Source organism: Arthrobacter sp. 1088 (assembly GCF_031455315.1).
Taxonomy (GTDB): Bacteria; Actinomycetota; Actinomycetes; order Actinomycetales; family Micrococcaceae; genus Arthrobacter.
Genome location: NZ_JAVDSM010000004.1, coordinates 1 through 21,666, shown reverse-complemented (window position 1 = coordinate 21,666; position 21,666 = coordinate 1). Strand labels below are relative to the sequence as shown.

The 21,666-nt window shown below is 62.8% G+C and carries 22 protein-coding genes; 13 read left to right on the top strand and 9 right to left on the bottom strand.

The features are described 5' to 3' along the window. Positions 1 to 78: 78 nt before the first annotated feature. The 5 genes from J2Y41_RS06995 to J2Y41_RS06975 are packed head-to-tail and all read left to right on the top strand — an operon-like array spanning position 79 to position 5,719. Positions 79 to 1,266, top strand: coding sequence for a 5-(carboxyamino)imidazole ribonucleotide synthase (locus J2Y41_RS06995; RefSeq protein ID WP_224166831.1), 1,188 nt, complete (start codon positions 79 to 81; stop codon positions 1,264 to 1,266). Beyond that, the gene (gene purE / locus J2Y41_RS06990) at positions 1,263 to 1,826 is read left to right on the top strand and encodes a 5-(carboxyamino)imidazole ribonucleotide mutase (protein WP_224091629.1); all 564 of its coding nucleotides are present in this window, start codon (positions 1,263 to 1,265) and stop codon (positions 1,824 to 1,826) included. The genes J2Y41_RS06995 and purE overlap by 4 nt, the downstream gene beginning before the upstream one ends. Positions 1,827 to 1,837: 11 nt before the next feature. Next, on the top strand, positions 1,838 to 3,478 hold the full coding sequence (locus J2Y41_RS06985) for an LCP family protein (protein ID WP_224166830.1): 1,641 nt from the start codon (positions 1,838 to 1,840) through the stop codon (positions 3,476 to 3,478). A 51-nt stretch (positions 3,479 to 3,529) separates the two neighbouring features. Further along, entirely contained in the window at positions 3,530 to 4,780 is a 1,251-nt protein-coding gene (gene manA / locus J2Y41_RS06980; RefSeq protein WP_309927491.1) for a mannose-6-phosphate isomerase, class I, read from the top strand. Between the two features lie 3 nt (positions 4,781 to 4,783). Next, positions 4,784 to 5,719 carry a peptidoglycan bridge formation glycyltransferase FemA/FemB family protein gene (locus J2Y41_RS06975; protein WP_224091625.1) on the top strand — a complete coding sequence of 312 codons (936 nt, stop codon included), beginning with the start codon at positions 4,784 to 4,786 and terminating at the stop codon, positions 5,717 to 5,719. Positions 5,720 to 5,893: 174 nt separating this feature from the next. Here J2Y41_RS06975 and glpX read toward each other — a convergent pair whose 3' ends face one another. Then, positions 5,894 to 6,916 carry a class II fructose-bisphosphatase gene (gene glpX, locus J2Y41_RS06970; RefSeq protein WP_216924934.1) on the bottom strand — a complete coding sequence of 341 codons (1,023 nt, stop codon included), beginning with the start codon at positions 6,914 to 6,916 and terminating at the stop codon, positions 5,894 to 5,896. A gap of 200 nt (positions 6,917 to 7,116) precedes the next feature. On the opposite strand from glpX, the gene J2Y41_RS06965 reads away from it, so the two are divergent. From J2Y41_RS06965 to J2Y41_RS06955, 3 genes are all read left to right on the top strand, one after another. Next, complete coding sequence (locus tag J2Y41_RS06965) at positions 7,117 to 7,800, top strand: DUF4245 domain-containing protein (protein WP_309927488.1); 684 nt, start codon at positions 7,117 to 7,119, stop codon at positions 7,798 to 7,800. A 56-nt stretch (positions 7,801 to 7,856) separates the two neighbouring features. Then, positions 7,857 to 8,471 (top strand): carbonic anhydrase, encoded by a 615-nt coding sequence (locus J2Y41_RS06960; RefSeq protein WP_224091623.1) that lies wholly within the window; start codon positions 7,857 to 7,859, stop codon positions 8,469 to 8,471. 87 nt (positions 8,472 to 8,558) lie between these two features. Continuing rightward, entirely contained in the window at positions 8,559 to 9,986 is a 1,428-nt protein-coding gene (locus J2Y41_RS06955; RefSeq protein WP_224091622.1) for a class II fumarate hydratase, read from the top strand. Between the two features lie 128 nt (positions 9,987 to 10,114). Here the strand turns inward: J2Y41_RS06955 and J2Y41_RS06950 are convergent, their stop codons facing one another. From J2Y41_RS06950 to J2Y41_RS06940, 3 genes are all read right to left on the bottom strand, one after another. Continuing rightward, positions 10,115 to 10,591, bottom strand: a complete 477-nt coding sequence (locus J2Y41_RS06950; RefSeq protein ID WP_309927485.1) for an NUDIX domain-containing protein — start codon at positions 10,589 to 10,591, stop codon at positions 10,115 to 10,117. Positions 10,592 to 10,595: 4 nt separating this feature from the next. Then, a complete protein-coding gene (locus J2Y41_RS06945) occupies positions 10,596 to 11,060 on the bottom strand; it encodes an META domain-containing protein (RefSeq protein ID WP_309927483.1) in 465 nt (154 codons plus the stop codon). Positions 11,061 to 11,228: 168 nt separating this feature from the next. After that, complete coding sequence (locus tag J2Y41_RS06940) at positions 11,229 to 11,774, bottom strand: A24 family peptidase (RefSeq protein WP_224091620.1); 546 nt, start codon at positions 11,772 to 11,774, stop codon at positions 11,229 to 11,231. A gap of 62 nt (positions 11,775 to 11,836) precedes the next feature. On the opposite strand from J2Y41_RS06940, the gene J2Y41_RS06935 reads away from it, so the two are divergent. Beyond that, positions 11,837 to 12,643, top strand: a complete 807-nt coding sequence (locus J2Y41_RS06935; RefSeq protein WP_396133481.1) for a hypothetical protein — start codon at positions 11,837 to 11,839, stop codon at positions 12,641 to 12,643. 136 nt (positions 12,644 to 12,779) lie between these two features. After that, a complete protein-coding gene (locus tag J2Y41_RS06930) occupies positions 12,780 to 13,424 on the top strand; it encodes a GNAT family protein (protein ID WP_309927480.1) in 645 nt (214 codons plus the stop codon). A gap of 235 nt (positions 13,425 to 13,659) precedes the next feature. On the opposite strand, the gene J2Y41_RS06925 is transcribed toward J2Y41_RS06930, so the two are convergent. Together J2Y41_RS06925 and J2Y41_RS06920 are read right to left on the bottom strand one after the other, a co-directional pair. Further along, a complete protein-coding gene (locus tag J2Y41_RS06925) occupies positions 13,660 to 15,048 on the bottom strand; it encodes a PhoH family protein (RefSeq protein WP_309927478.1) in 1,389 nt (462 codons plus the stop codon). 237 nt (positions 15,049 to 15,285) lie between these two features. Then, positions 15,286 to 16,092, bottom strand: a complete 807-nt coding sequence (locus J2Y41_RS06920; protein ID WP_224091617.1) for an isoprenyl transferase — start codon at positions 16,090 to 16,092, stop codon at positions 15,286 to 15,288. Positions 16,093 to 16,200: 108 nt separating this feature from the next. Between J2Y41_RS06920 and J2Y41_RS06915 the strand changes: the two genes are divergently transcribed. After that, positions 16,201 to 16,842: a hemolysin III family protein gene (locus J2Y41_RS06915; protein ID WP_224166822.1), complete on the top strand. Its 642-nt coding sequence runs from the start codon at positions 16,201 to 16,203 to the stop codon at positions 16,840 to 16,842. Here the strand turns inward: J2Y41_RS06915 and J2Y41_RS06910 are convergent. The 3 genes from J2Y41_RS06910 to mca form a co-directional block, all read right to left on the bottom strand. Next, a complete protein-coding gene (locus J2Y41_RS06910; protein WP_309927475.1) occupies positions 16,835 to 18,994 on the bottom strand; it encodes a thioredoxin domain-containing protein in 2,160 nt (719 codons plus the stop codon). The two genes, J2Y41_RS06915 and J2Y41_RS06910, sit on opposite strands and share 8 nt — an antisense overlap. Continuing rightward, a complete protein-coding gene (locus J2Y41_RS06905; protein WP_309927473.1) occupies positions 18,972 to 19,271 on the bottom strand; it encodes a hypothetical protein in 300 nt (99 codons plus the stop codon). The genes J2Y41_RS06910 and J2Y41_RS06905 overlap by 23 nt, the downstream gene beginning before the upstream one ends. A gap of 109 nt (positions 19,272 to 19,380) precedes the next feature. After that, entirely contained in the window at positions 19,381 to 20,286 is a 906-nt protein-coding gene (mca, locus tag J2Y41_RS06900; protein WP_309927471.1) for a mycothiol conjugate amidase Mca, read from the bottom strand. 77 nt (positions 20,287 to 20,363) lie between these two features. On the opposite strand from mca, the gene J2Y41_RS06895 reads away from it, so the two are divergent. Both J2Y41_RS06895 and greA read left to right on the top strand, forming a co-directional pair. After that, complete coding sequence (locus J2Y41_RS06895; RefSeq protein ID WP_309927469.1) at positions 20,364 to 20,822, top strand: DUF4307 domain-containing protein; 459 nt, start codon at positions 20,364 to 20,366, stop codon at positions 20,820 to 20,822. A 151-nt stretch (positions 20,823 to 20,973) separates the two neighbouring features. Further along, positions 20,974 to 21,468, top strand: coding sequence for a transcription elongation factor GreA (gene greA / locus J2Y41_RS06890; RefSeq protein WP_216924913.1), 495 nt, complete (start codon positions 20,974 to 20,976; stop codon positions 21,466 to 21,468). Positions 21,469 to 21,666 lie beyond the last annotated feature (198 nt).

Genomic DNA, 21,666 nt, shown 5'->3' with positions numbered 1-21,666 from the left:
AGATCTCCCTAATCTACCCAGGGGACGTTACAGCGGCTGAATCAGTGTTCGGGCCACTGGTTCGGTAGGCTGAACCTTGTGACTTTTCCAGTAATTGGTGTTGTTGGCGGCGGCCAGCTCGCACGCATGATGGCCCCGCCTGCTACCGCTTTAGGCTTCGAACTACGGGTTTTGGCTGAGGGCGAGGACGTTTCGGCTGTCCCCGCTGTGGCCAACGCCCCCATTGGCGACTATAAAGACCTGGACGCCCTCCTTGAGTTCTCCAAGGGCGTGGACGTCCTGACCTTCGATCACGAACACGTTCCCACGGAACATCTGCGTGCCTTGATCGACGCCGGCGTCAATGTGCAGCCCGGACCCGACGCCCTGGTGAATGCGCAGGACAAACTCGTGATGCGCGCGGCCATCGATCGCCTCGGACTGCCCAACCCGGAGTGGGCGGCCGTTGACTCAGTAGAAGAACTGGTGGCATTCGGCGACAAGATCGGCTGGCCCGTAGTACTGAAGACACCGCGTGGCGGCTACGACGGCAAGGGCGTCCGCATTGTTGACTCCGCCGATGATGCCGCTGGTACTGCGGATTGGTTCCAGGCCATGAGTCCCCTGCTTGCAGAAGCAAAGGTGGACTTCAGCCGCGAACTTTCCGCCCTTGTAGCCCGCACGCCGAGCGGCGAATCGCGTGCCTGGCCCGTAGTTCACACCATCCAGGTTGACGGTGTGTGCGATGAAGTTATCGCCCCCGCCCAGAACATTCCACTCGAGGTTGCCGCGGCTGCCGAGGGGGCTGCACTACGGATCGCCAACGAACTCGGTGTTACGGGCGTCATGGCTGCTGAGCTCTTCGAGACCCCTGGGGTTGGTGCCGGGTTCCTCATCAACGAACTCGCAATGCGCCCCCACAATACGGGGCATTGGACGCAGGACGGATCGATCACCAGCCAGTTCGAACAGCATCTGCGTGCGGTTCTGGACCTGCCCCTGGGCGCCACGGATGCTGTGGCGCCGGTATTCGTCATGAAGAATTTCCTGGGCGGGGACAACCAGAACCTCTTCGAGGCCTTCCCCATGGCGTTGGCTTATGAGCCGGCAGCGAAGGTGCACTGCTACGGCAAGTCCGTGCGGCCAGGGCGGAAGATCGGCCATGTCAACCTGGCCGGCACGTCTGCCTCGGAGGTAGATTCCGTCCGCCAACGCGCCACGGCAGTAGCCAACATCATCCGTGACGGCCGGATGCCCGCACAGACCACCCCCGAGGAGACCGAATGACATCAGCATCAACAGCCCCACTCGTAGGTCTCGTCATGGGCTCGGACTCCGACTGGCCCGTCATGGAAGCCGCCGCGGACGCCCTGGCTGAGTTCGGCATCCCCTTTGAGGCGGACGTCGTCTCGGCGCACCGCATGCCCACCGAGATGATCCGCTATGGCCAGACTGCCCACGAGCGCGGCCTGCGCGTCATCATCGCAGGAGCAGGCGGCGCAGCGCACTTGCCTGGAATGTTGGCTTCGGTCACTCCCCTGCCTGTGATCGGCGTCCCCGTCCCCTTGAAGACCTTGGACGGCATGGACTCACTTTTGTCCATCGTGCAAATGCCTGCCGGGGTCCCCGTTGCCACGGTCTCCATCGCGGGGGCCCGCAACGCAGGACTCCTGGCTGTACGGATGCTCGCCTCCGGCACGGATGACCTTGCCGTCCGTCTTCGTGAGGACCTGCTCCGCTTCGCGCAGGAGCTGAACGACGTCGCCACCAAGAAGGGCGAAAACCTGCGCCACAAGGTGGAAGAGGTCTTTTCCCCTGCCAACGCTTCCGCCCGGAGCAGCCGCTAGGAAGGCAGCGGATGACCACCATGCACAAGAATTCGAATCAGTCCGGCGCCGCGCTGACTGATCCAGTCCGCTATCCAGCCGGGGCCAGCGCCCCGGTGCGGACCAAACGCGCCTTCGTGCTGGTCCTCCTCACGCTCTTCATCCCCGGCAGCGCCCAGATCGTGGCAGGTGACCGCAAGCTGGGCCGCCTCGCCCTGCGCATCACCCTCACTGTGTGGGCGCTGGCTTTGCTGACGCTCTTGATCGCTTTGGTGAACCGGAGCATGCTGCTCAGCATCGTCACCCATCCGGTGGGATCGCTGTTCATCATCGTTGTCCTCGTGGCCCTTGCATTGGGCTGGGCCTACCTGTTCCTGAACACCCTGCGGATCATCAGGCCCAACCTGCTGGCACCCGGGATGCGGCCCATCATTGCCGTCGTCCTTGCCGTGACAACAGTCCTGGCCAGCGGGTCATTGGGGTACCTCGCGTATGTCCTGAATGTCAGCCGCAACGCGATCGGCAGCATCTTCAACGCCGGCCCAGCCATCGATCCCGTGGATGGTCGCTATAACTTCCTGATGATGGGAGGCGACGCCGGTGATGACCGTACGGGTAGGCGTCCGGACAGCCTTTCGGTCATCAGCGTCGACGCCAAAACCGGTGAAAGTGCCATAATTTCCGTGCCCAGGAACCTGCAGAACGCCCAGTTCAGCGAGGACTCCCCTATGCGGAAGATCTACCCCGACGGCTATAACTGCGGCGATGAATGCCTCATCAACGCCGTCAACACCGAGGTCACCAACAATCACAAGGACCTGTACCCGGGGGTTGCCGATCCTGGCGCACAGGCCACCCTGGAAGCTGTCTCCGGGACCTTGGGTATCACCGTGCAGGCGTATGTGCTGGTGGACATGGACGGGTTCGCAAAGCTCATCGATGCCATGGGCGGCATCCGGATCAAGGCTGGCGGCTGGGTACCCATCAGTGGTCCCGTCACTGACGAGGCCAACGGGATCCACGGCATGCCCGATGGCTGGATCCCGGCTGGCGACCAGCACCTGGATGGCTTCCACGCCCTTTGGTACGGCCGTTCCCGCGAGTTCGTTGACGACTACGCCCGCATTGCACGCCAGCAATGCGTACAGCAGGCCATGCTCAAGCAGCTGGACCCCGGCACGCTGCTGACCAAGTTCGAGGACATCGCCAACGCAGGCACCAAGGTGGTGGAATCCAACATCTCCTCCGCGCAGCTCGGAAGCTTTGTGGACCTTGCCTTGAAGTCCAAGAGCCAACCGGTCAAGCGCCTCACTATTGGTCCTCCCGATTTCGATGCCTCCTTCTCCACGGTGCCGGACTTCGATCTGATCCACTCCAAAGTCCAGGAGCTGTTGACGTCCAAGGACAGTCCCAAGGCCAATGACTCCATGGTGTCCAACGACGCCAAGGCGGGCTCTCATGTCGTGGCAGCGGGTCCGGTCCAGGGCAGCCTCCCCGCCGGACTGCCGGCGGGCCAGCAGCCGTCGCCGTCGTCCTCTGATTTCACGCCGGTGACCACCACGCCGGACGGTACGCCCATCACCGAAGAACTGCTCAACGGCCTCAAGGCCCAGGGCGACGAGCAAGGCATCCGGGACCTCGTGGCAACCAATGGGCAATGCGCCCCGCTGTAGCCCCAGCAGCACCACCACCTACGTTCAGCGCGACGATAAGGACTTTCCTTCGTGTATCAGATTGAGAATGTTTTGCGGCCCTACGCGTGGGGTTCGACGACGGCGATTGCCGGCTTGCTGGGGCGGCCGGCGTCAGGTGGTCCGGAGGCAGAAATGTGGATCGGTGCCCACCCCGATTCGCCGTCCACAGCCATTCATCCGAATGGGGTTACGCAACCGCTCGATGCCCTGATCGCCTCGAATCCAACCCACTTCCTGGGAACCGACAGCCTGGCCGAGTTCGGCCCCCGGCTACCGTTCCTCACCAAGATCCTGGCCGCAGAACAGCCACTTTCCTTGCAAGTGCACCCGAGCCTGGAGCAAGCTCGCGAAGGCTTCGCCCGCGAGAACGCCGCAGGGATCCCCGCGGATTCCCCCGAACGCAACTATCGGGACGATAACCACAAACCGGAGATGATTTTTGCCCTCACGCCGTTCCGGGCATTGTGCGGGTTCCGCTCCCCTGCAGCAGCCAAAAGCGTTTTTGAGCACCTTGCCTCGGTGTTGGATTCCGCCGCAGTGGAGGTCCCCGCAATCATCAGCGACGTCATCTCCGACCTCAGCGTTCCCAACGAATCCGATGCCCTCAAAGCTGCCTTCAACCGCCTGATTGAGGGCGGCAGCGACGTCTCGGATGCCATTCATGAGGTAGAAGCCGTCCTGCGTGCAGGCGCACCCCAAGAGCCCCACGAAGATGCGCTGGCCGCAATGCTGGGAATCAATGAAGCTTTCCCAGGCGATCCTGGTGTGCTCATTTCCTTGCTCCTCAACCACCTTTCCCTTCAGCCGGGCGAGGCCGTGTACCTGCCGGCCGGCAACGTTCACGCCTACCTGCACGGCCTGGGCGTGGAAGTCATGGCTTCCTCGGACAATGTGCTGCGCGGCGGACTCACGCCCAAGCATGTGGATGTCCCGGAACTGATCAAGACCATCCGCTTCGAATCGATGGGCGTACCCCGCGTTGAGGCCAGTGGAACAGAGTTTGGCCAGGAACTGTACCGCCCGCCCTTCAAGGAGTTCCAACTCCAGCGGATCGAACTCGGCCCGGGCGCCGAACCGGTGCCGCTGGCACAGTCCGGACCCGCCGTCGTCGTGGTTGTTGCCGGTTCCGTGGTGCTCGATTCGCCCAAGAGCGACCTCCCGCTGCAGCGCGGCGGCGCTGCGTTCATCCCTGAGGTGGAGAACCCGGTGAATGTTCATCCTGTGCAAGGCGCCACCGAAACAAGTATTGCCTTCGCCGTGACCACAGGACTGGGTAACTGAGCCGTGGACTTTTTTCTGCAGTCGCCCGCTTGGGCTGACGTCCAGCGTTCGCTCGGCCGCCGGGTCCATGAGCAGTCCGGCCCCGGCTGGAGCTTCCTCGCCATTGAGGAAAAGAACCCGGCCGGCAAGGTTATCTACGCCCCTTATGGGCCCGTGGCAAAGTCGGTGGACGCCTTCGACGCCGCGACGGCTGCCTTGGTGGAATTGGCGAAGAAGGAACGTGCTGTCTTCGTGCGCATGGAACCTGTGTCAGCAGGCTTCACAGCGTCCGAGGCCGACGCACTCCTCCGTGCCCGTGGCCTCCAGCCGGCGCCCGTGAACCTGCAGCCGGAGTTGAGCTGGATCGTGGACCTTGAGGGCGATTTCAAGGACGTTCTTGGCGGAATGAAGCCGACCAACCGGAACCTCTACCGCAACATCCACAAGAAGGGCGTGACGTTCCGGGCATCCCAGGATCCTGCAGACATCAAGGTTCTTCTGCATTTCCTCCACCTGACGGCAGCACGCAACGGCTTCAAGCCGCAAAGCGATGAGTACCTTACCCAGGTGGCTGAATGCTTACTACCCTCCGGCGCCGGAACGCTGTTCATAGCTGAGCTGGAGGGCGAGCCGATCGCTGCCGCGTTCACCTACGATTCCTCGGACACGCGCACCTATGCCCATGCCGCACTGGACGACACGCACCGCAAGCTCAGCGCCGGCATTCCGCTCCTGGTCAACCTCATGGCAGATGCCAAGGAGAAGGGCCTGAAACACGTGGACCTCTGGGGTGTGGCCCCTGAAGACCAGCCGGACCATAAGTGGGCAGGCTTCACGTCCTTCAAGAAGTCCTTCGGAGGCCGCGAAGTAGCCTACCCCGGCACCTGGGACCTCCCAGTGAACAAACTCCGCTACGGCGCCTACCAACTGGCCCGAAAGCTCCGCGACAAACTCCGCTGATCCCCCACCTCGCCGGCAGGAACACCCGCACGGAAGGCAGAACCGCGGCACCCAGTCGCCAGGACAGCGAAAAGCGCCCCATCGCGGGAGCGGCATCAAATCGACGAGGTACGAGGAGATAGCCGCAGAGCGATGGGGCGCTTTTCGCGTCAAAGACGCGACAGCATGGGAAGGTTACGGCTTGCGCGCGTACGTCTCCCACTTGGATGCGTGGTGCTCGGCATCAACGAAGCGCACCGTTCCGGACTTCGAGCGCATCACGATGGACTGCGTCAGGACGCGGTCCTTCTGGTAGCGAACGCCGCGGAGGAGGTCGCCGTCGGTGATACCGGTGGCTGCGAAGTAGCAGTTGTCCGAGGTGACGAGGTCGTTGGTGGAAAGGACGCGGTCGAGGTCGTGTCCGGCGTCGATGGCTTTCTGCTTTTCGTCGTCCGACGTGGGCCACAGGCGGCCTTGGATAACACCGCCGAGGGACTTGATGGCGCAGGCGGCAACGATGCCTTCGGGGGTTCCGCCGATGCCCATCAGTGCGTCCACGCCGGTTCCGGACCGGGCTGCGGCGATGGCACCTGCGACGTCGCCGTCCATGATGAACTTGGTGCGTGCACCGGCTTCGCGGATTTCCTCCACGAGCGGGCGGTGCCGGTCGCGGTCCAGGATCATGACGTTGAGCTGGTTGACCTTGACGCCCTTGGCCTTGGCGATCAGGTGCAGGTTCTGCTTCACGGGCAGGCGCAGGTCCACCATGTCGGCAGCTTCGGGACCTGTGACCAGCTTTTCCATGTAGAAGACCGCGGACGGATCGAACATGGAGCCGCGCTCGGCTACTGCCAGGACGGCCAGGGCGTTGTTGATGCCGAGGGCGGTCAGGCGGGTTCCGTCGATCGGGTCCACCGCGACGTCGCACTCGGGGCCGGTGCCGTCACCAACCTGCTCGCCGTTGAACAACATGGGGGCTTCGTCTTTTTCGCCTTCACCGATGACCACGACTCCATTGAAGTGGACGGTGTGAAGGAACGAACGCATGGCGTCGACGGCGGCGCCGTCTGCCTTGTTCTTGTCGCCGAAACCTACCCAGTGGCCACCGGCAATTGCCGCGGCCTCGGTGACACGGACGAGTTCCAGCGCCAGGTTGCGGTCGGGTTCGTCGGTGCCGACGGCGAGCGACGGCGAAATCGTGGAATACTGCTGGGTCATTGGTGCAGGAGACACTTGAACCTCTTCTTCGAGTGACGATTCACGGGACCGGACACGGTTGCACGAGGCAACCTGGGGTCCCTCTATGAACGATCATAGTCGCCGCATGCGTTTGGAGTCGCTGGATGACCACGGCGGGCAGTTCCTGTGGTGAGGTTCCCGGTTGTGTGTTCATAGCCGGGATGAGGGACTATGGAGGTGTGAGTGAAACGCAGGACAAGCCCGCCGCCGGCAACCAGCCCCAGGCTGCAGAGGCAAACCCCGGCAGCGTCCCGGACGCTATGGATGCCCCCTATAAACCCGTCATTCCGGCAAAAGCCGCCAAGCGGGCCAATGCCTCCGTCATTGGCATGATCATTGCGCTGGTGCTGTGTGTCCTCGCATTCCTTCCTATTGTGTTGATGAACCCTGCACCCAAGGGTGAGGGCTTTCGGCCCGCCGTTGACGTTGCTTCCATAGCCCGCAACGCTGCCGATGTGGCGGGATTCACACCTGTCACGCCGGAAACCGGCGACACATTCAAGCCGAACTACGCCCGTTGGGAATCCGGCACCGGGACGGGCGTGCCCACTTGGGAAGTTGGTTACCTGACTCCCAAGGAGTCCTTCATCGGCCTCACCCAGACCAACAAGGCGAATCCCACGTGGGTTCTGCAGCAGACAGGTAACCTGCCCCTGACCGGCACCCGTAACGCCGGTGGCCAGGACTGGGAGCTCCACGATTCCGGCAAGGACAAGCGCAGCATGGTGCTCGACTACCGCGGAACCACCATCATTCTCAGCGGCACGGCGAACCTTGAAGAGTTCGCTTCCCTCGCTGCCGCCGTGGTTAAGTCCGCGGACCAGGCCGCTGCAGCTTCGGCCTCTGCAGCGCCGACCTCATAAGCACACGCAGCGCAACAGTTTTACGAGCCGCCGCCTCCGGGCCGTAAAGTAATCAGGTGCCTACCTATCTGACTCCCGCCCTTGCTTGGCGCCGCCTCCAAGAGGGCAATGAACGTTTTGTTTCCGGTGAATCCCTGCACCCCAACCAGGATGCATCGCGACGCTCCTCCCTGGTGGAGAACCAGAATCCCTTTGCCGTCATCTTCGGTTGCTCGGATTCCAGGCTTGCCGCAGAGATCATCTTCGATCTCGGCTTGGGCGACGCCTTCGTGGTTCGCACGGCGGGGCAGGTGATTGATGACGCCGTCCTTGGTTCGCTTGAATACAGCATTGCCGAACTCCGTGTTCCACTGATCGTCATTCTCGGCCACGACAGCTGTGGAGCCGTGAAGGCCACCAAGGCCGCGGTGGAAACGGGTGAGATGCCAATTGGGTTCATTCGTGACCTGGTGGAACGCATCACGCCGTCGGTATTGACTGCCAAGCGCAATGACCAGGAAGACGTCAACGACATGGTGGTGGAGCACGTCAAGCAAACGGCGGCCCGGCTGGCCGACAGTTCGCGTGTGATTTCCGACGCCATCGACGACGGCCGCGTCGCCGTCGTGGGTCTGTCCTACAAGCTCGATGAGGGCCGCGCGGCCCTCGTTTCCGGGATCGGCAAGCTCTAGCCGGCCGTGCTCCGGTCGTCAGGCCGGAGCACGTAGCACTCCATTCCTGGTTTTCTGTGAACCATTAAGTCGCCCTAAGCTAGCCCCATGACTTCCACCACTGAGTTCCGTATTGAACATGACACGATGGGCGAAGTTCGCGTCCCCGTGAACGCCCTGTACCGCGCCCAGACGCAGCGTGCTGTGGAGAACTTCCCCATCTCCGGCAAGACGCTTGAGCGCACTCACATCGAAGCCCTTGCACGCGTCAAGAAGGCCGCTGCACTGGCGAACGCCGAACTGGGGGTGCTCGATGGTGAGCTCGCCGAGGCCATCGCCGCAGCTGCCGATGAGGTAGCGACCGGAAAGTACGACGGCGACTTCCCGATTGACGTCTTCCAGACCGGCTCGGGCACTTCCTCCAACATGAACACCAACGAGGTCATCGCAGAGCTCGCTTCGCGTGCCCTCGCAGCTGCGGGCAGCGACAAAGTGGTCCACCCCAACGACCACGTGAACGCTTCGCAGTCCTCCAACGATGTGTTCCCGACGTCCGTGCACGTTGCCGCCACCTCGGCCCTGATCAATGACCTGATCCCGGCCCTGGAATACCTTGCCGATTCCCTGGACCGTAAGGCCGTGGAGTTCAAGGACGTCGTCAAGTCCGGCCGCACGCACCTCATGGATGCCACGCCGGTGATGCTCGGCCAGGAGTTCGGTGGCTACGCCGCCCAGGTCCGTTACGGCATCGAGCGCATCAACGCAGCACTCCCCCGCGTCGCCGAGGTCCCCCTTGGAGGCACCGCTGTTGGCACCGGCATCAACACTCCTGCCGGTTTCCCGGAGCGCGTCATCGAATTGCTCGCAGCCGACACCGGCCTGCCGCTGACCGAGGCCCGCGACCACTTCGAAGCACAGGCAAACCGCGACGGCCTCATCGAGGGCTCCAGCCAGCTGCGCAACATCGCGATCTCCTTCATGAAGATCAACAACGACCTCCGCTGGATGGGTTCGGGCCCCAACACGGGCCTCGGCGAGATCGCCATCCCGGACCTTCAGCCGGGCTCCTCGATCATGCCGGGCAAGGTCAACCCCGTTATCTGCGAAGCCTCCATCATGGTGTGCGCCCAGGTTATCGGCAACGACACCGCGATCGCATGGTCCGGCACCAACGGCGCCTTCGAACTCAACGTAGGCATCCCCGTCATGGCCGCCAACCTCCTGGAGTCCATCCGCCTGCTGGCCAACACCAGCCGCGTGATGGCCGACAAGATGATCGACGGCATCACCGCCAACGTGGAGCGCGCCCGCTTCCTGGCTGAGGCATCCCCGTCCATCGTGACGCCGCTGAACAAGTTCATTGGCTACGAGAACGCCGCCAAGATTGCCAAGATCGCTGTCAAGGAGGGCCTCACCATCCGCCAGGCAACCGAGAAGCTCGGCTTCGTGGGTGAAGGCGAAGGCAAGGTCTCCGAGGCAGAACTCGACAAGGCCCTGGACGTCACCACCATGACGTCCCCGGCGCACAAGGCCTGACGTTTGGCCTAAAACCCAAAGCACGACGGCGGCCGGCACCTTTCTTCGAAAAGGGTGCCGGCCGTTGGCGTTCCCGGGCCATGGGCAGGAGCGCAGGCGGGCACCGGCTGACGCCGGCGCCAAATAGCTTAGTCCTCCATCTGGTACGCCACGGGGCCTTCGGGCTCCGTGGCAAGCCTGATGGCTTGAAGGTTTCCCTCGCTCATGTCAGGCAGTTCATCCAGGCCAAACCAGCCAACGGCGATCGATTCATCATCGTTTACCTGGGCTTCGCCGGAAACATATCTGCAGCGGAAAGTGATGTCCAGGAAGTCGCAGATGTCGCCGTTCGGAAAGGTCACCGGACCTACAACCCCGACGGCGATGATCCGCTCAGTTTCTGCCACAACCGCAGTTTCCTCGAAGATTTCCCTAACCAAGCCGGGTGCAGGATGCTCGCCTGGCTCAAGGATGCCGGTGATCACCGTCCAGTGGTGATTGTCCGCCCTTTGGCAGAGCAGCACCCGGCCATCGTCGTCGAAAACCACTCCCCTGACCGCCGGTAACCACAGGGGGTCATTCCCGATCTTCTCCCGAAGCTTGAGGATAAATTCCGGTGCGCCCATGGCGTTAGCTTTCCTTCAATTCGATCGTGGCATGCGGGTTGCTCAACGTGAGCACGCCGCCATTGAGTTTCCATTGAACAGGTTGCTCGAAGAGCTTGGCGGTCCAGGCCTCGTAGCTGCCCTCAAGCTCCGGGCAGCCCATGGCAGAGGCGGCCATCGAGCGCATGGCCCAGGTATCGTCCTTGACCGAGATTTCCACATTGAGCACGTTGCACGGCGTCTTCACCAGTAGGGTCCATGCCCCGTTGATATGCGTCGCGCTGATCTGCAGCGGCCGTGTGCCGAGCCAGGCTACATCTCCGGTGGCATCGCTTCCGTGTACCGACGTAAACGTGGAGCAAGCCAGCGGACCGCCCTCGCAGAAAGGCTCCGGCTTCTGGGTTATGAGCGGTTGAATGCTGGGCCCGGGGGTTGCACCGGAAACGTTGCCCGATTGCCCGCATCCGGAGAGCAGCAATGCGCAGGCCATTGTGACACCCGGAACGGGCCAAAATCCACTCCGCTGCACCCTGGCCCCCTTCAGGCGTTCCTGAGCGATCAAACCATCTGGGCTAAGCATGCCGCAGCCCGGTGAACGCTGAGAATACGGGAAGCGTTGCAGTTCGGCCGCAGTTGGCTGCGGGTGCGACTGCAAGAATCAAGCAGGCAAAAGCACCATGCTCACCAAGGCTCCTGCGAGCATGAACGGCCCGAACGGGATGGCCGAACCCAGCGTTCCGCGCCTGGACACAAGGATCACCAGGCTCCACAACCCGCCGAGCAAGAAAGCAGCGAAGGTGCCGGCGAAGACATGGGCCCACCCAAGGTAGCCGAGGTAGAGCCCAAGCACTCCGGCCAGCTTCACATCCCCAAACCCCATACCGGGGGGATAGACCAAGCGGAGCAGGAAGTAGAACAGCCACAGCACGCCGCCACCGGCCAGCACACCGAGCCCGGGGATACCGAACATCGAGGCATCCAGCGCAGCATCCGGGCCGCCAAAGAACACCAGGACAGCAGCACCCAGCAGCAGTACCCCGCCCACCGCATAGGAGGGAAAGACAATCCGGTTCGGCAGCAGATGGCTCCGGATATCAATAATGGTCAGGCGAACGGCCATCACCACAAAGTACGCACAGGCAAGAACCACCAGCCAGAAGCCCAGTGGGCTGGCGTCCCAGAGGTCGGCGAGTCGTCGGATCACCCTGCAGATGCTATCCCGAATTACTCCAAGGGCCGGGTTGAACGCGTAGGTAAACTGTGGATATGGGCCGATACAGTGCAGGTGGATCAGGTTTCGGAACAGGTTTTGGCCCGGCCAACGGCAACAACGGGCAACAGCAGGACTTGTCCTCCACATTCCGCAACCTTTGCCGTTCTTCCCCGTGGAAATGGACGAGTCTACGTTTCGAATACCTCGAACGGCCCGGGACGGGCGCCAATCTGGTCCGTGCATGGCTCAGGCGGCCCGGCGCGCTGCGGCTGGAAACTCCTGACGGAAAGCTGCTGCACAGCACGACGGGCATCAACGATTCCCGGGACGACCTCTACGTCAGTGCGACGCGACGCTCGTGGTTGCTTCCTGCCCACCTGGTGACCCCGGTCTATGATGGCGCTGGCTTGGTCCGGAGGCGCCCGGAGGCGGCATACGGTGAACCGTCCTTCGGCAACGGACGGCTGGCCGCAGCACTGGACCCGGTGGAACTTGCCGGCAATGCGCCCGTCCCGCTGGAGTTCCCCGATTCCAATCCCGTGTCCCTGGAAGAGCCCCGGGAAGTTGACCATGAGGGACGCTTGGCCTTGGAAACGGTGGTGACCCGTGGCCGGACCTACGTGCCCTTGGATCCTTCCCAACCTTTGGCCCATCCGGGGCGGACGCTGATCCGCGTGGATGCCGGGACGGGCGTCTGCGTGGCCAGCCAAAGTCTGGACGGCGATACGGCCGGCAAAGGTCATTGGCTAAAGATTCTGGCCGTTGACGAATACATGCTGGACGATCTTTTCCTTGCCGAATCAATGAACCTGACCGACGTTCGGCGCCATATCTCCTGGGACATCGGCCCAGCAGCCTGACATCCCCAGGATCTGCCAACGTGGTGAACCCGCTATTCCTTGGTTGGCCAACAACGGAATAGCGGGTTCACCACTCATAAGGCTGGCACCAGCCCTGTGACTCGCATGCCCTCGACAGCCGGGCTAAGCTGCACCGATGACCACGCTCACGGAAATCTGGCCGCCCTTCGGACTCACGCTCACGACGCCCCGGCTGACTCTCCGTCCAGTTCTCGACGCCGATATCCCGGCTGCCGTCGCGGCCGCCCGTTCCGGCGTCCACGAGCCCGGCAAGAGCCCGTTCAGCACGCCGTGGGCAGAACTCCCGGACGACGAACTCGCTCCCAACATGGCCCAGTGGTACTGGCGCTGCAGGGCCGGATTCACGCCTGACTCCTGGACCCTCCTCCTTGGCGTTTGGCACAACGACGACTTCCTGGGCGTTCAGGACATCGGCGCCAAGAACTTCAAGACGCTAAAGACCGTGTGCACGGGCTCCTGGCTCAAGCAGTCCGCGCAAGGCCAGGGCCTCGGCAAAGAGATGCGCGCCGCCGTCGTAAGTTATGCCTTCGACTACCTGAAAGCGGAAGTTGCGGAGTCCGAGGCTGCCGTCTGGAACAAGCAATCCCTGGGCGTCTCCCTGAGTCTGGGCTACGAACTCAACGGCCTCGTCCGCGACGGCTGGGGCGACAAAGTCGAAGAAGTCCAAAGAGTCCGCCTCACCCCGGAAACGTTCATCCGCCCCAACTGGACCCTCAAAGTCCTCGGCCACGAAGGGCTCGCCAACTACCTCGGGCTCTGAACGGCGACTTAACCGCTGGCCGGGCTGCGGTCCTTCGCAAAGGAGCGCATCGCGACGCAACGGATCCGGCAAGGTCGCACAGCGACCGAGAGGGTCCCTTTGCGCCGAAGCGTCGTCCCGAGGGCCCCGAACCGAGCTTGCGAGGTTAGGGAAGGGACTTTCGCGCTAAGCGACGGCGAAGGGCCGTGGCCCGGCGAACCGGACCACGGCCCTTCACACGAATCGAACGTTGGATCTATGCCCCTTCAAGCAGTTCCGTCACCAGGGCCGCGATCGGCGACCGCTCGGACCGGGTCAGGGTGATGTGGCCAAACAGCGGATGTCCCTTGAGGGTTTCGACGACGGCGGCCACGCCGTCGTGCCGGCCGACACGGAGGTTGTCGCGCTGGGCGACGTCATGGGTGAGGACGATCTTGGAGTTCTGGCCGATGCGGCTCATCACCGTCAGGAGGACGTTCTTCTCCAAGGACTGGGCCTCGTCCACGATCACGAAGGCATCGTGCAGTGAGCGTCCGCGGATGTGGGTGAGAGGCAGCACTTCGAGCATGCCGCGGTCCATGACTTCTTCCACGACTTCCTGGCTGACCAACGCTCCCAGGGTGTCGAACACGGCCTGCGCCCAAGGGTTCATCTTTTCCGATTCAGACCCGGGCAGGTATCCAAGTTCCTGGCCGCCTACAGCGTAGAGGGGCCGGAAGACGACCACCTTGCGGTGTTCGCGCCGCTCCAGGACGGCTTCGAGGCCCGCACAGAGTGCCAAGGCTGATTTGCCGGTGCCCGCCCGTCCACCGATGGAGACAATGCCCACTGCGGGATCCATGAGGAGGTCGATGGCGAGCCGTTGTTCCGCCGAACGGCCATGCAGGCCGAACACGTCGCGGTCGCCTTTGACGAGCCGGACTTGCTTGTCGGCCCCTACGCGGCCCAGTGCCGAGCCACGGTTGGACAGGAGGACAAGCCCGGTATTGACGGGAAGTTCAGCGGCGGAAGGGATGAAAACGGGTTCGTGGCCGTAAAGCGTGGTGATCTCGTCTTCGCTGGCTTCCACTTCGGCTATGCCGGTCCAGCCGGAATCCTTGACCAGTTCGTTGCGGTATTCGTCTGCGTGCAATCCCATGGCCGAGGCTTTGACGCGCATGGGGAGGTCCTTGGACACCACAGTCACGTTGTGGCCCTCGTTGGCCAGGTTCTTCGCTACGGCCAGGATGCGGCTGTCATTGTCGCCTCCGCGGAAGCCTGCGGGCAGGACCTCCGTGGAAATGTGGTTCATCTCTACCCGGAGCATGCCGCCGTCGGCACCGATAGGTATTGCGTGGTCCAGTCCGCCATGTTCAATGCGGAGGTCGTCCAGGAGGCGCAAGGCTTTGCGGGCAAAATACCCGAGTTCGGGATCGTGGCGTTTGCCTTCCAGTTCACTGATGACCACGATCGGGACGATGACTTCGTGCTCGGCGAAGCGCAGCAATGCGTGCGGATCCGAGAGCAACACGGATGTATCGATCACATAGCTGCGGCCTGTGGCGGATGGTGCGGTCCGCGCTTTTTGTGAGACCCTCTTGGCGCGAGAGGTAGCTGCACTTTCCCCGTCGGAAACCATTGCGGGCAGTTGCTCAGAAATAGCCACATCGACTCCAGCCCCGGGCGGTCGCCCGGCCTAATGGTGAAGCGGCTCGGCCGGAAGGCCGGGCGTGGCCTCCCATGTAACTGGTGCGATAGTTCGCTCCATCTACTGGCCTCCCCGATCAGCGGGCGGTTTTGCCTGCTGATGGGATTAACGTAATCCTCGGCACATTCATTTCCGTAATGTGTCATCGGCAAGTCGCATGTCCGGATCGTAAAATTTTGGTGAACCGAAGCGCACCTAGGTTCCGTAGCGGCGTTGGCGCCCGGCATAGTCCCTGAGCGCCCGGAGGAAATCGACCTTGCGGAATGCGGGCCAGAGGGCTTCGCAGAAGTAGAACTCGCTGTAGGCGCTCTGCCACATCAGGAATCCGGAGAGCCGCTGCTCACCGGACGTGCGGATGACAAGGTCCGGATCCGGCTGGCCGCGCGTGTAAAGGAACCTTGAGATGTCGTCCACCGAAAGTTCATCTGCGACGTCGGACATGGTCCGCCCCTTGGCGACGGCGTCGCGGAGGAGTTCTTTCACGGCATCGACGATTTCACGCCGCCCGCCATAGCCCACTGCCACGTTCACGTGGATTTTTTCGTGGACCGGAGTGCGGGCCGTTAGCTTGTTCAGGCGTTCGGCCAAGTAGTCCGGCAAAAGCTCTGGCGCACCCATGGCGTGCACGGAGACGTCCTCATTCTCGTCCAGCCGGTCCATGGTGTTGGCGATGATGCCCATGAGCAGATCAAGCTCTTCGCCGGAGCGGTTCATGTTGTCTGTGGACAACATGTACAGCGTCACTACCTTGACGCCAAGCTCCTGGCACCAGCCAAGAAATTCGTGGATTTTGTCCGCGCCGGCCTGGTGTCCCTGGCTGGTTGGCGCATTGAACTGGCGGGCCCACCTGCGGTTGCCATCCACCATGACACCGATGTGCCTGGGGATGCGGTCCTGCTTCAGGGAGCGAAGGAGCTGGCGCTCGTAGAAGCCATAGAGGAAACCGGGCAGCTCCACCGGACTCTCACCTGACTTCCTTGCTTTTACGACGACGGCGCACATCCAAGGCTACCTTCCCGAACTGCCTCGCAGGTGCAGGGCCGGGTCGCATTCACATTCAGCCAGACTTACTCTTCAGTAACTTACCGGAGCGGAGGTTACTCTTTAATGATGGCCGAGCTGCTCACTATCAAGCCCGCATGGCGCGGTTGGATCCACGCCGTCGCCGCCCCTTTCGCCCTCGCGGCCGGAATCGTCCTGGTGGCGCTTGCCCCCACAACCGACCGAAAGATTACCTCCACGATCTATGCGGTAACAGGCGTCCTGCTGTTCGGTGTCAGCGCCGTTTACCACCGCGGCAACTGGTCCCCGAAGACCCGGCTGGTGCTCAAGCGCCTGGACCACACGAACATCATGTTGGTGATCGCCGGAAGCTACACGCCGCTGGCCTGGTCACTTCTGGAGCGCTCCCAGGCCGTCACCCTGCTGTGGATTATCTGGTCCGCGGCCATAGCCGGAGTCCTGTTCAGGGTTCTTTGGACCGACGCTCCGCGTTGGTTATACGTCCCGATCTACATTGCGCTGGGTTGCGGGGCGCTCTTTTACCTCCCCCAGTTCTTCACAGCGAACGCCCCCTCTGCCGCTCTCATCTGCATCGGCGGCGCCCTCTATATCGCCGGAGCGGTCTTCTACGCCATCAAGAAGCCAAATTTCAGTGTCCAGCACTTTGGGTTCCACGAACTCTTCCATGCCTTCACTGTCCTGGCGTTCGCGGCCCACTTCGTTGCCATCATGATGGCCGTCCTCAGCTAGCGCCGGAGGCCATCCGCGCCAGCATGGATTGCACGTCGGCGACAGTCCCCACTGGCCTCCCGCACACCATATCCCTGCACAAATACACTTGCGGCGAGCCATCTGGCGCACTTGTGCGATGAATCAGCAGCGGAACCTCACCCTCACCAGCCGGGGACCCGGCGTCGTCCATTTGCACGGCAACCACCATGCCCGGGCTGGCGGACTTCAAGAGCGCGCTGTGCAATTCCTGCCGCAGGGATGAGTCGGAACCAGCGACGGCGGCCTCCACCGGACCCGCCAGCGCCGCCTGCGCCGTAGCAAGGAGCCAACCGGCAACCCGGGGTGCGCGTGTAGCCAGCGGAGGGAGCAGGCCCAGGATGTTCCCCGCCATGAGCCGGTGCGCGTGCGAGCCCGAGTACGCCGAATACGTCAGCAGCACTCCGGCAAATCCGGCTGCCCCGCTGGGCGTGGCATTGTCGAACGGATCCAGGGCAGCACGCTGCCCCTGGGCGTTGAACACCTGCGCTGACTCCCCCGCCGAATCAGCAAGGTGTCCGTCGTCCACAAAACGCGTTTCAGCGGCCCGGATGAGTTGTTCCGCAAGACGGTACCAGCGCTTTGTCCCCGTCACCGAGTACAGGGAAAACAGGCCCTCTGCGCAGAACGCGTAGTCTTCCAGGAGTCCCCCGATGCCACGGGCCTTGGAATCGTGCGAGACCCGGACCAGCAGCCCGTCTTCGGCATTCCAATGCACGTTCTCAAGATAGGCAGCAACCTCCCCGGCGGCAGCCACGAGATCCGGGCGGTCCAGTACGGCTCCTGCCTCGGCAAGGCCCGCTATCGCGAGCCCGTTCCAGCCGGCCACGACCTTCTCGTCCCGGGCAGGCTGGTTCCGGAGATCGCGGCCAGCCAGGAGTGCAGGCCTCACCCGCTGCCAGAGCCTGGACTCTGAGGCGGACAAGGGCCGCCCGGGATGCAGCGGCGAACCCAATTCCGAGACGGTCCCCTGGGCGCCCACGTTCATCATGCGGGCCACGGCTCCGGCGTCATCAGGACCGAGGACCTCACGCATCGACTCCGGCGTCCAGAGGTACGCTGCTCCCTCGTGGTGCACGCCGTCCACCACCGTATCGGCGTCCAGGGACGAAGCCAGGCCACCCCCAGGCAGCCCAAGTGAGGCCAGCATCCAGTCCGCGCACCCGGACGCTACGTCCGCCGCTTCCTCAGCCGGGAACACCTCATTGCCTCCAAGCCGCACCCAGTGGGCATAGACGCGCAGAAGCTGGGCGTTGTCGTAGAGCATCTTCTCGAAGTGCGGCACGGACCAATCCGCCGTGACCGAGTACCGGGCGAAACCGCCGTCGAGTTGGTCGCACAATGCCGAACGTGCCATCCCGGCCAGCGCACGCCCAGCCATGTCCTGCGCATCCTCCGCAGTCTCCGACAGTGCCGCGGCGTGGCGGATCAGGAACTCAAGAACCGCCGACGGCGGAAACTTGGGAGCGCTGCCGAACCCACCGGCGTCGGGGTCTTCAGAGCGGGCCAAAACCCTTACTGCATCTGAAAGCAGCTGGGCATCCACCACCTCGGGCGGTCCGTCAAGCCGAACGGCAGAGGACAGCTGGGCGTTGGCCAGGTTCGTGGCCAGTCCCCTCGCGTTCTGTTCAACAGCTTCGCGGCGTTCAACCCACGCCTCATGGACCGCTTCAAGCACATTCCGGAAGGACGGCCGCCCAGGCAAGGGCACGGGCGGGAAGTACGTGCCCGCATGGAAGGCCAGGCCCTCCGGCGTCAGGAAAACGGACATTGGCCAGCCGCCCTCACCGCTGATGGCCTGCGTGGCCGTCATGTAGACGGAATCGACGTCCGGCCGTTCTTCGCGATCCACTTTGACGGGCACGAAGTGCGCATTGAGGTAGTCCGCAGTTTCCTGGTCCTCAAAGGACTCATGGGCCATGACGTGGCACCAGTGGCAGGCCGCATATCCGATGGAGAGGAAGACGGGGACATCCCGGGCAGCGGCAAAGGCAAACGCTTCGTCGCCGAAAGGACGCCAGAAGACCGGGTTACCTGCGTGTTGGCGCAAATAGGCAGAGGGCTCCGAACCCAGGACATTCGCAGCCCCGGGCCAGTTGTTTCCGCGTGGGTTAGCGGTTTCCGGGTGCGGCATCGCCGTTCTCATCCGTGGTGCCGGCGTCGCCGCCCGCACTATCAAGGGTTCCGCCTTCCGCAGCCAAGCGCGCCTCCTCAACCTGCGCACGGTACCGGACCCGGCGGATACGGCGAACCATGTCCACGATGAGGAACGTCGTGAGGATCACGATGAAGGCCGTGAGGACGAAGCCCCAGGTTCCGGGCGTCACCTGGTCCTCGGACAGGCCAGGCCGCAGCGTCCCGGTGGGGTCCGGCGACGGACTGACGGTCAAGGCGAGGATCAAGTGGTGCACGTTCAAACCTTCTATGGGAGCTGATGCATGTCGACTGGCTTCAGCGTGGAACTGGGCTGTTCGATGGCCGCCGCCGATTTCTACAAACGATAGAAACTGGTGGCAACACCTATCTTATCCCCGCAAACAGATCCTTTTCGGGCAGATCGGTGGACACCCTGGACTTGATCAGCGTGTAGTCCTCCCAAGGCCATACCTTCCGCTGCAGGTCAGGTGAGACCGCAAAGAAGAAACCCATCGGATCGATCTGTGTCCGGTGCGCCCGAAGAGCGTCATCGCGGGCCTCGAAGAAGTCGCCACAGTCCACTTGCGTGGTGGTCTGGTGCGCGGGAGCGGGAGGAGTGTGGCCCTCGGCGTCTGCCTCAAGCCATGCCGCCAGCCGCTCAGCATAGGGCGACTGCAGCCCAGCCTCCTCCAGCGCAAAGTGCAGCGCGCGGAAGCGCTCCGGGCTGAAGGCGCGGTCGTAGTAGAGCTTGCTGGGCGCCCACGGCTCCCCTGTTCCCGGGTAGCGCGAGGCGTCACCCGCTGCCTCAAACGCCTCGACGGCAACCTTGTGGGCCATGATGTGGTCCGGGTGCGGATAGCCACCGTTTTCGTCATAGCTGATGATGACGTGCGGCTTGAAGTCGCGGACCAGACGGACCAGCGGTGCCGTGGCACGCTCCAATGGCTGCAGGGCGAAGCATCCCGGGGGAAGCGGTGGAAGGGGATCGCCCTCGGGCAGGCCGGAGTCCACAAAGCCAAGCCATCGCTGCCGAATCCCAAGCACGGCAGCCGCATTGGCCATTTCCAAGCGGCGGGCACCTGCCATGTCGCGCTTGGGGTGCGGAGCGTCCACCATGCCAGGGTTCTGGATATCCCCCCTGGATCCATCAGTGCAGGTAGCGACTATGACGTCTACTCCTGCAGCGGCATACATCGCCATGGTTGCTGCACCCTTGCTGGATTCATCGTCCGGATGAGCGTGGACGGCGAGCAGCCGCAGCTGCTGCTCGGAACTGCTGGACGCTGTCACTTGACGGCTCCTCTTTCATGGATGGTGCAAAATCAGGACTGTGCAGGAGGCGCCGGGATCCGCACTAAACTGGATAGGTGACTTCAGAGGACCAATTGGCCAACGAACTACCGGCAAGCAACAGCCTAGCCAATCGCTACGGTGGTCAAAAGCGCGGCTTGACCCGCACATCGAAGCGGAACATCGTCATCGTGGCCCTGGTCCTTGGAATTGTGTTCGCAGCATGGGTGGCAACGTCCTCGGCACAAGCCCCCGTGACCTTCAAGGACATCGGCTACAGCACCGTGGATGGCACACGGGCCGAGGTAGATTACCAGGTCACTAAATACCCGGGAGCCACGGCCAAATGCGCCGTGAAGGCCATGGATTCGAAGTTTGCCGTGGTGGGCTGGAAAGTGGTTGAGATCGGCCCCAATGACCCCAAGGACGGTGCCGATGGTGGCAGCACAACAATCCAACGCACAGTGTTGAGAACCGAGTCCCCTGCCGTCTCTGGAGTAGTGGATAATTGCTGGATCGTGGACAGCGGGAAATAACAATCGTGTGACCCACAACTCAACCAGTTTGGGTTCGTCCAGAGGATTTACTACAATGGATGAAACCTTCACCCCGTTAAGTTGGTTACTGAGTTTCACGAGTGGCCACCTCGGCGGGGTCTTTGCTTTGTCAGATCAAGAGGAGAAATCCGTGTCTACCACCAACAGCGCCACAGCAGCTTGGCTTACCCAGGAAGCTTTCGACCGCTTGAAGGCTGAGCTGGACCACCTTTCCGGCGCTGGCCGGGCGGAAATCGTCCAGAAGATCGAAGCCGCCCGCCAGGAAGGCGACCTCAAGGAAAACGGCGGATACCACGCAGCCAAGGAAGAGCAGGGCAAGATTGAAGCCCGCATCCGTCAGCTCACCGCGCTCCTGCGGGATGCCCAGGTGGGCGAAGCTCCTGCCGATGACGGAATCGTAGAACCTGGCATGTTGGTTGTTGCCCGCATCGCCGGGGACGAAGAGACGTTCCTGCTCGGCTCCCGCGAGATCGCCGGCGACTCCGACCTCGATGTCTTCAGCGAGAAGTCTCCGCTCGGTGCCGCCATCATCGGCCACAAGGAGGGCGACAAGCTCAGCTACACCGCCCCCAACGGCAAGGAAATTCCGGTGGAGATCGTTTCCGCCAAGCCGTACGTCGCCTAAGCAGCGCGAAAAAGCCCGACGCCGGTCCACCCTTTCGCAGGGTGGGCCGGCGTTTTTCGTGCCTGCCTCCCCAACTAGGTCGCAGTTGAGCGCGTTTTGGGCGGGCGGTTTCTAGCGGTTATCGCAACAGGAAGGTTCTGATCATCTCATTTGGGGTGCAGAAGTCGAAGCGTTGGCGGGGTCTGTCGTTGAGTTCGT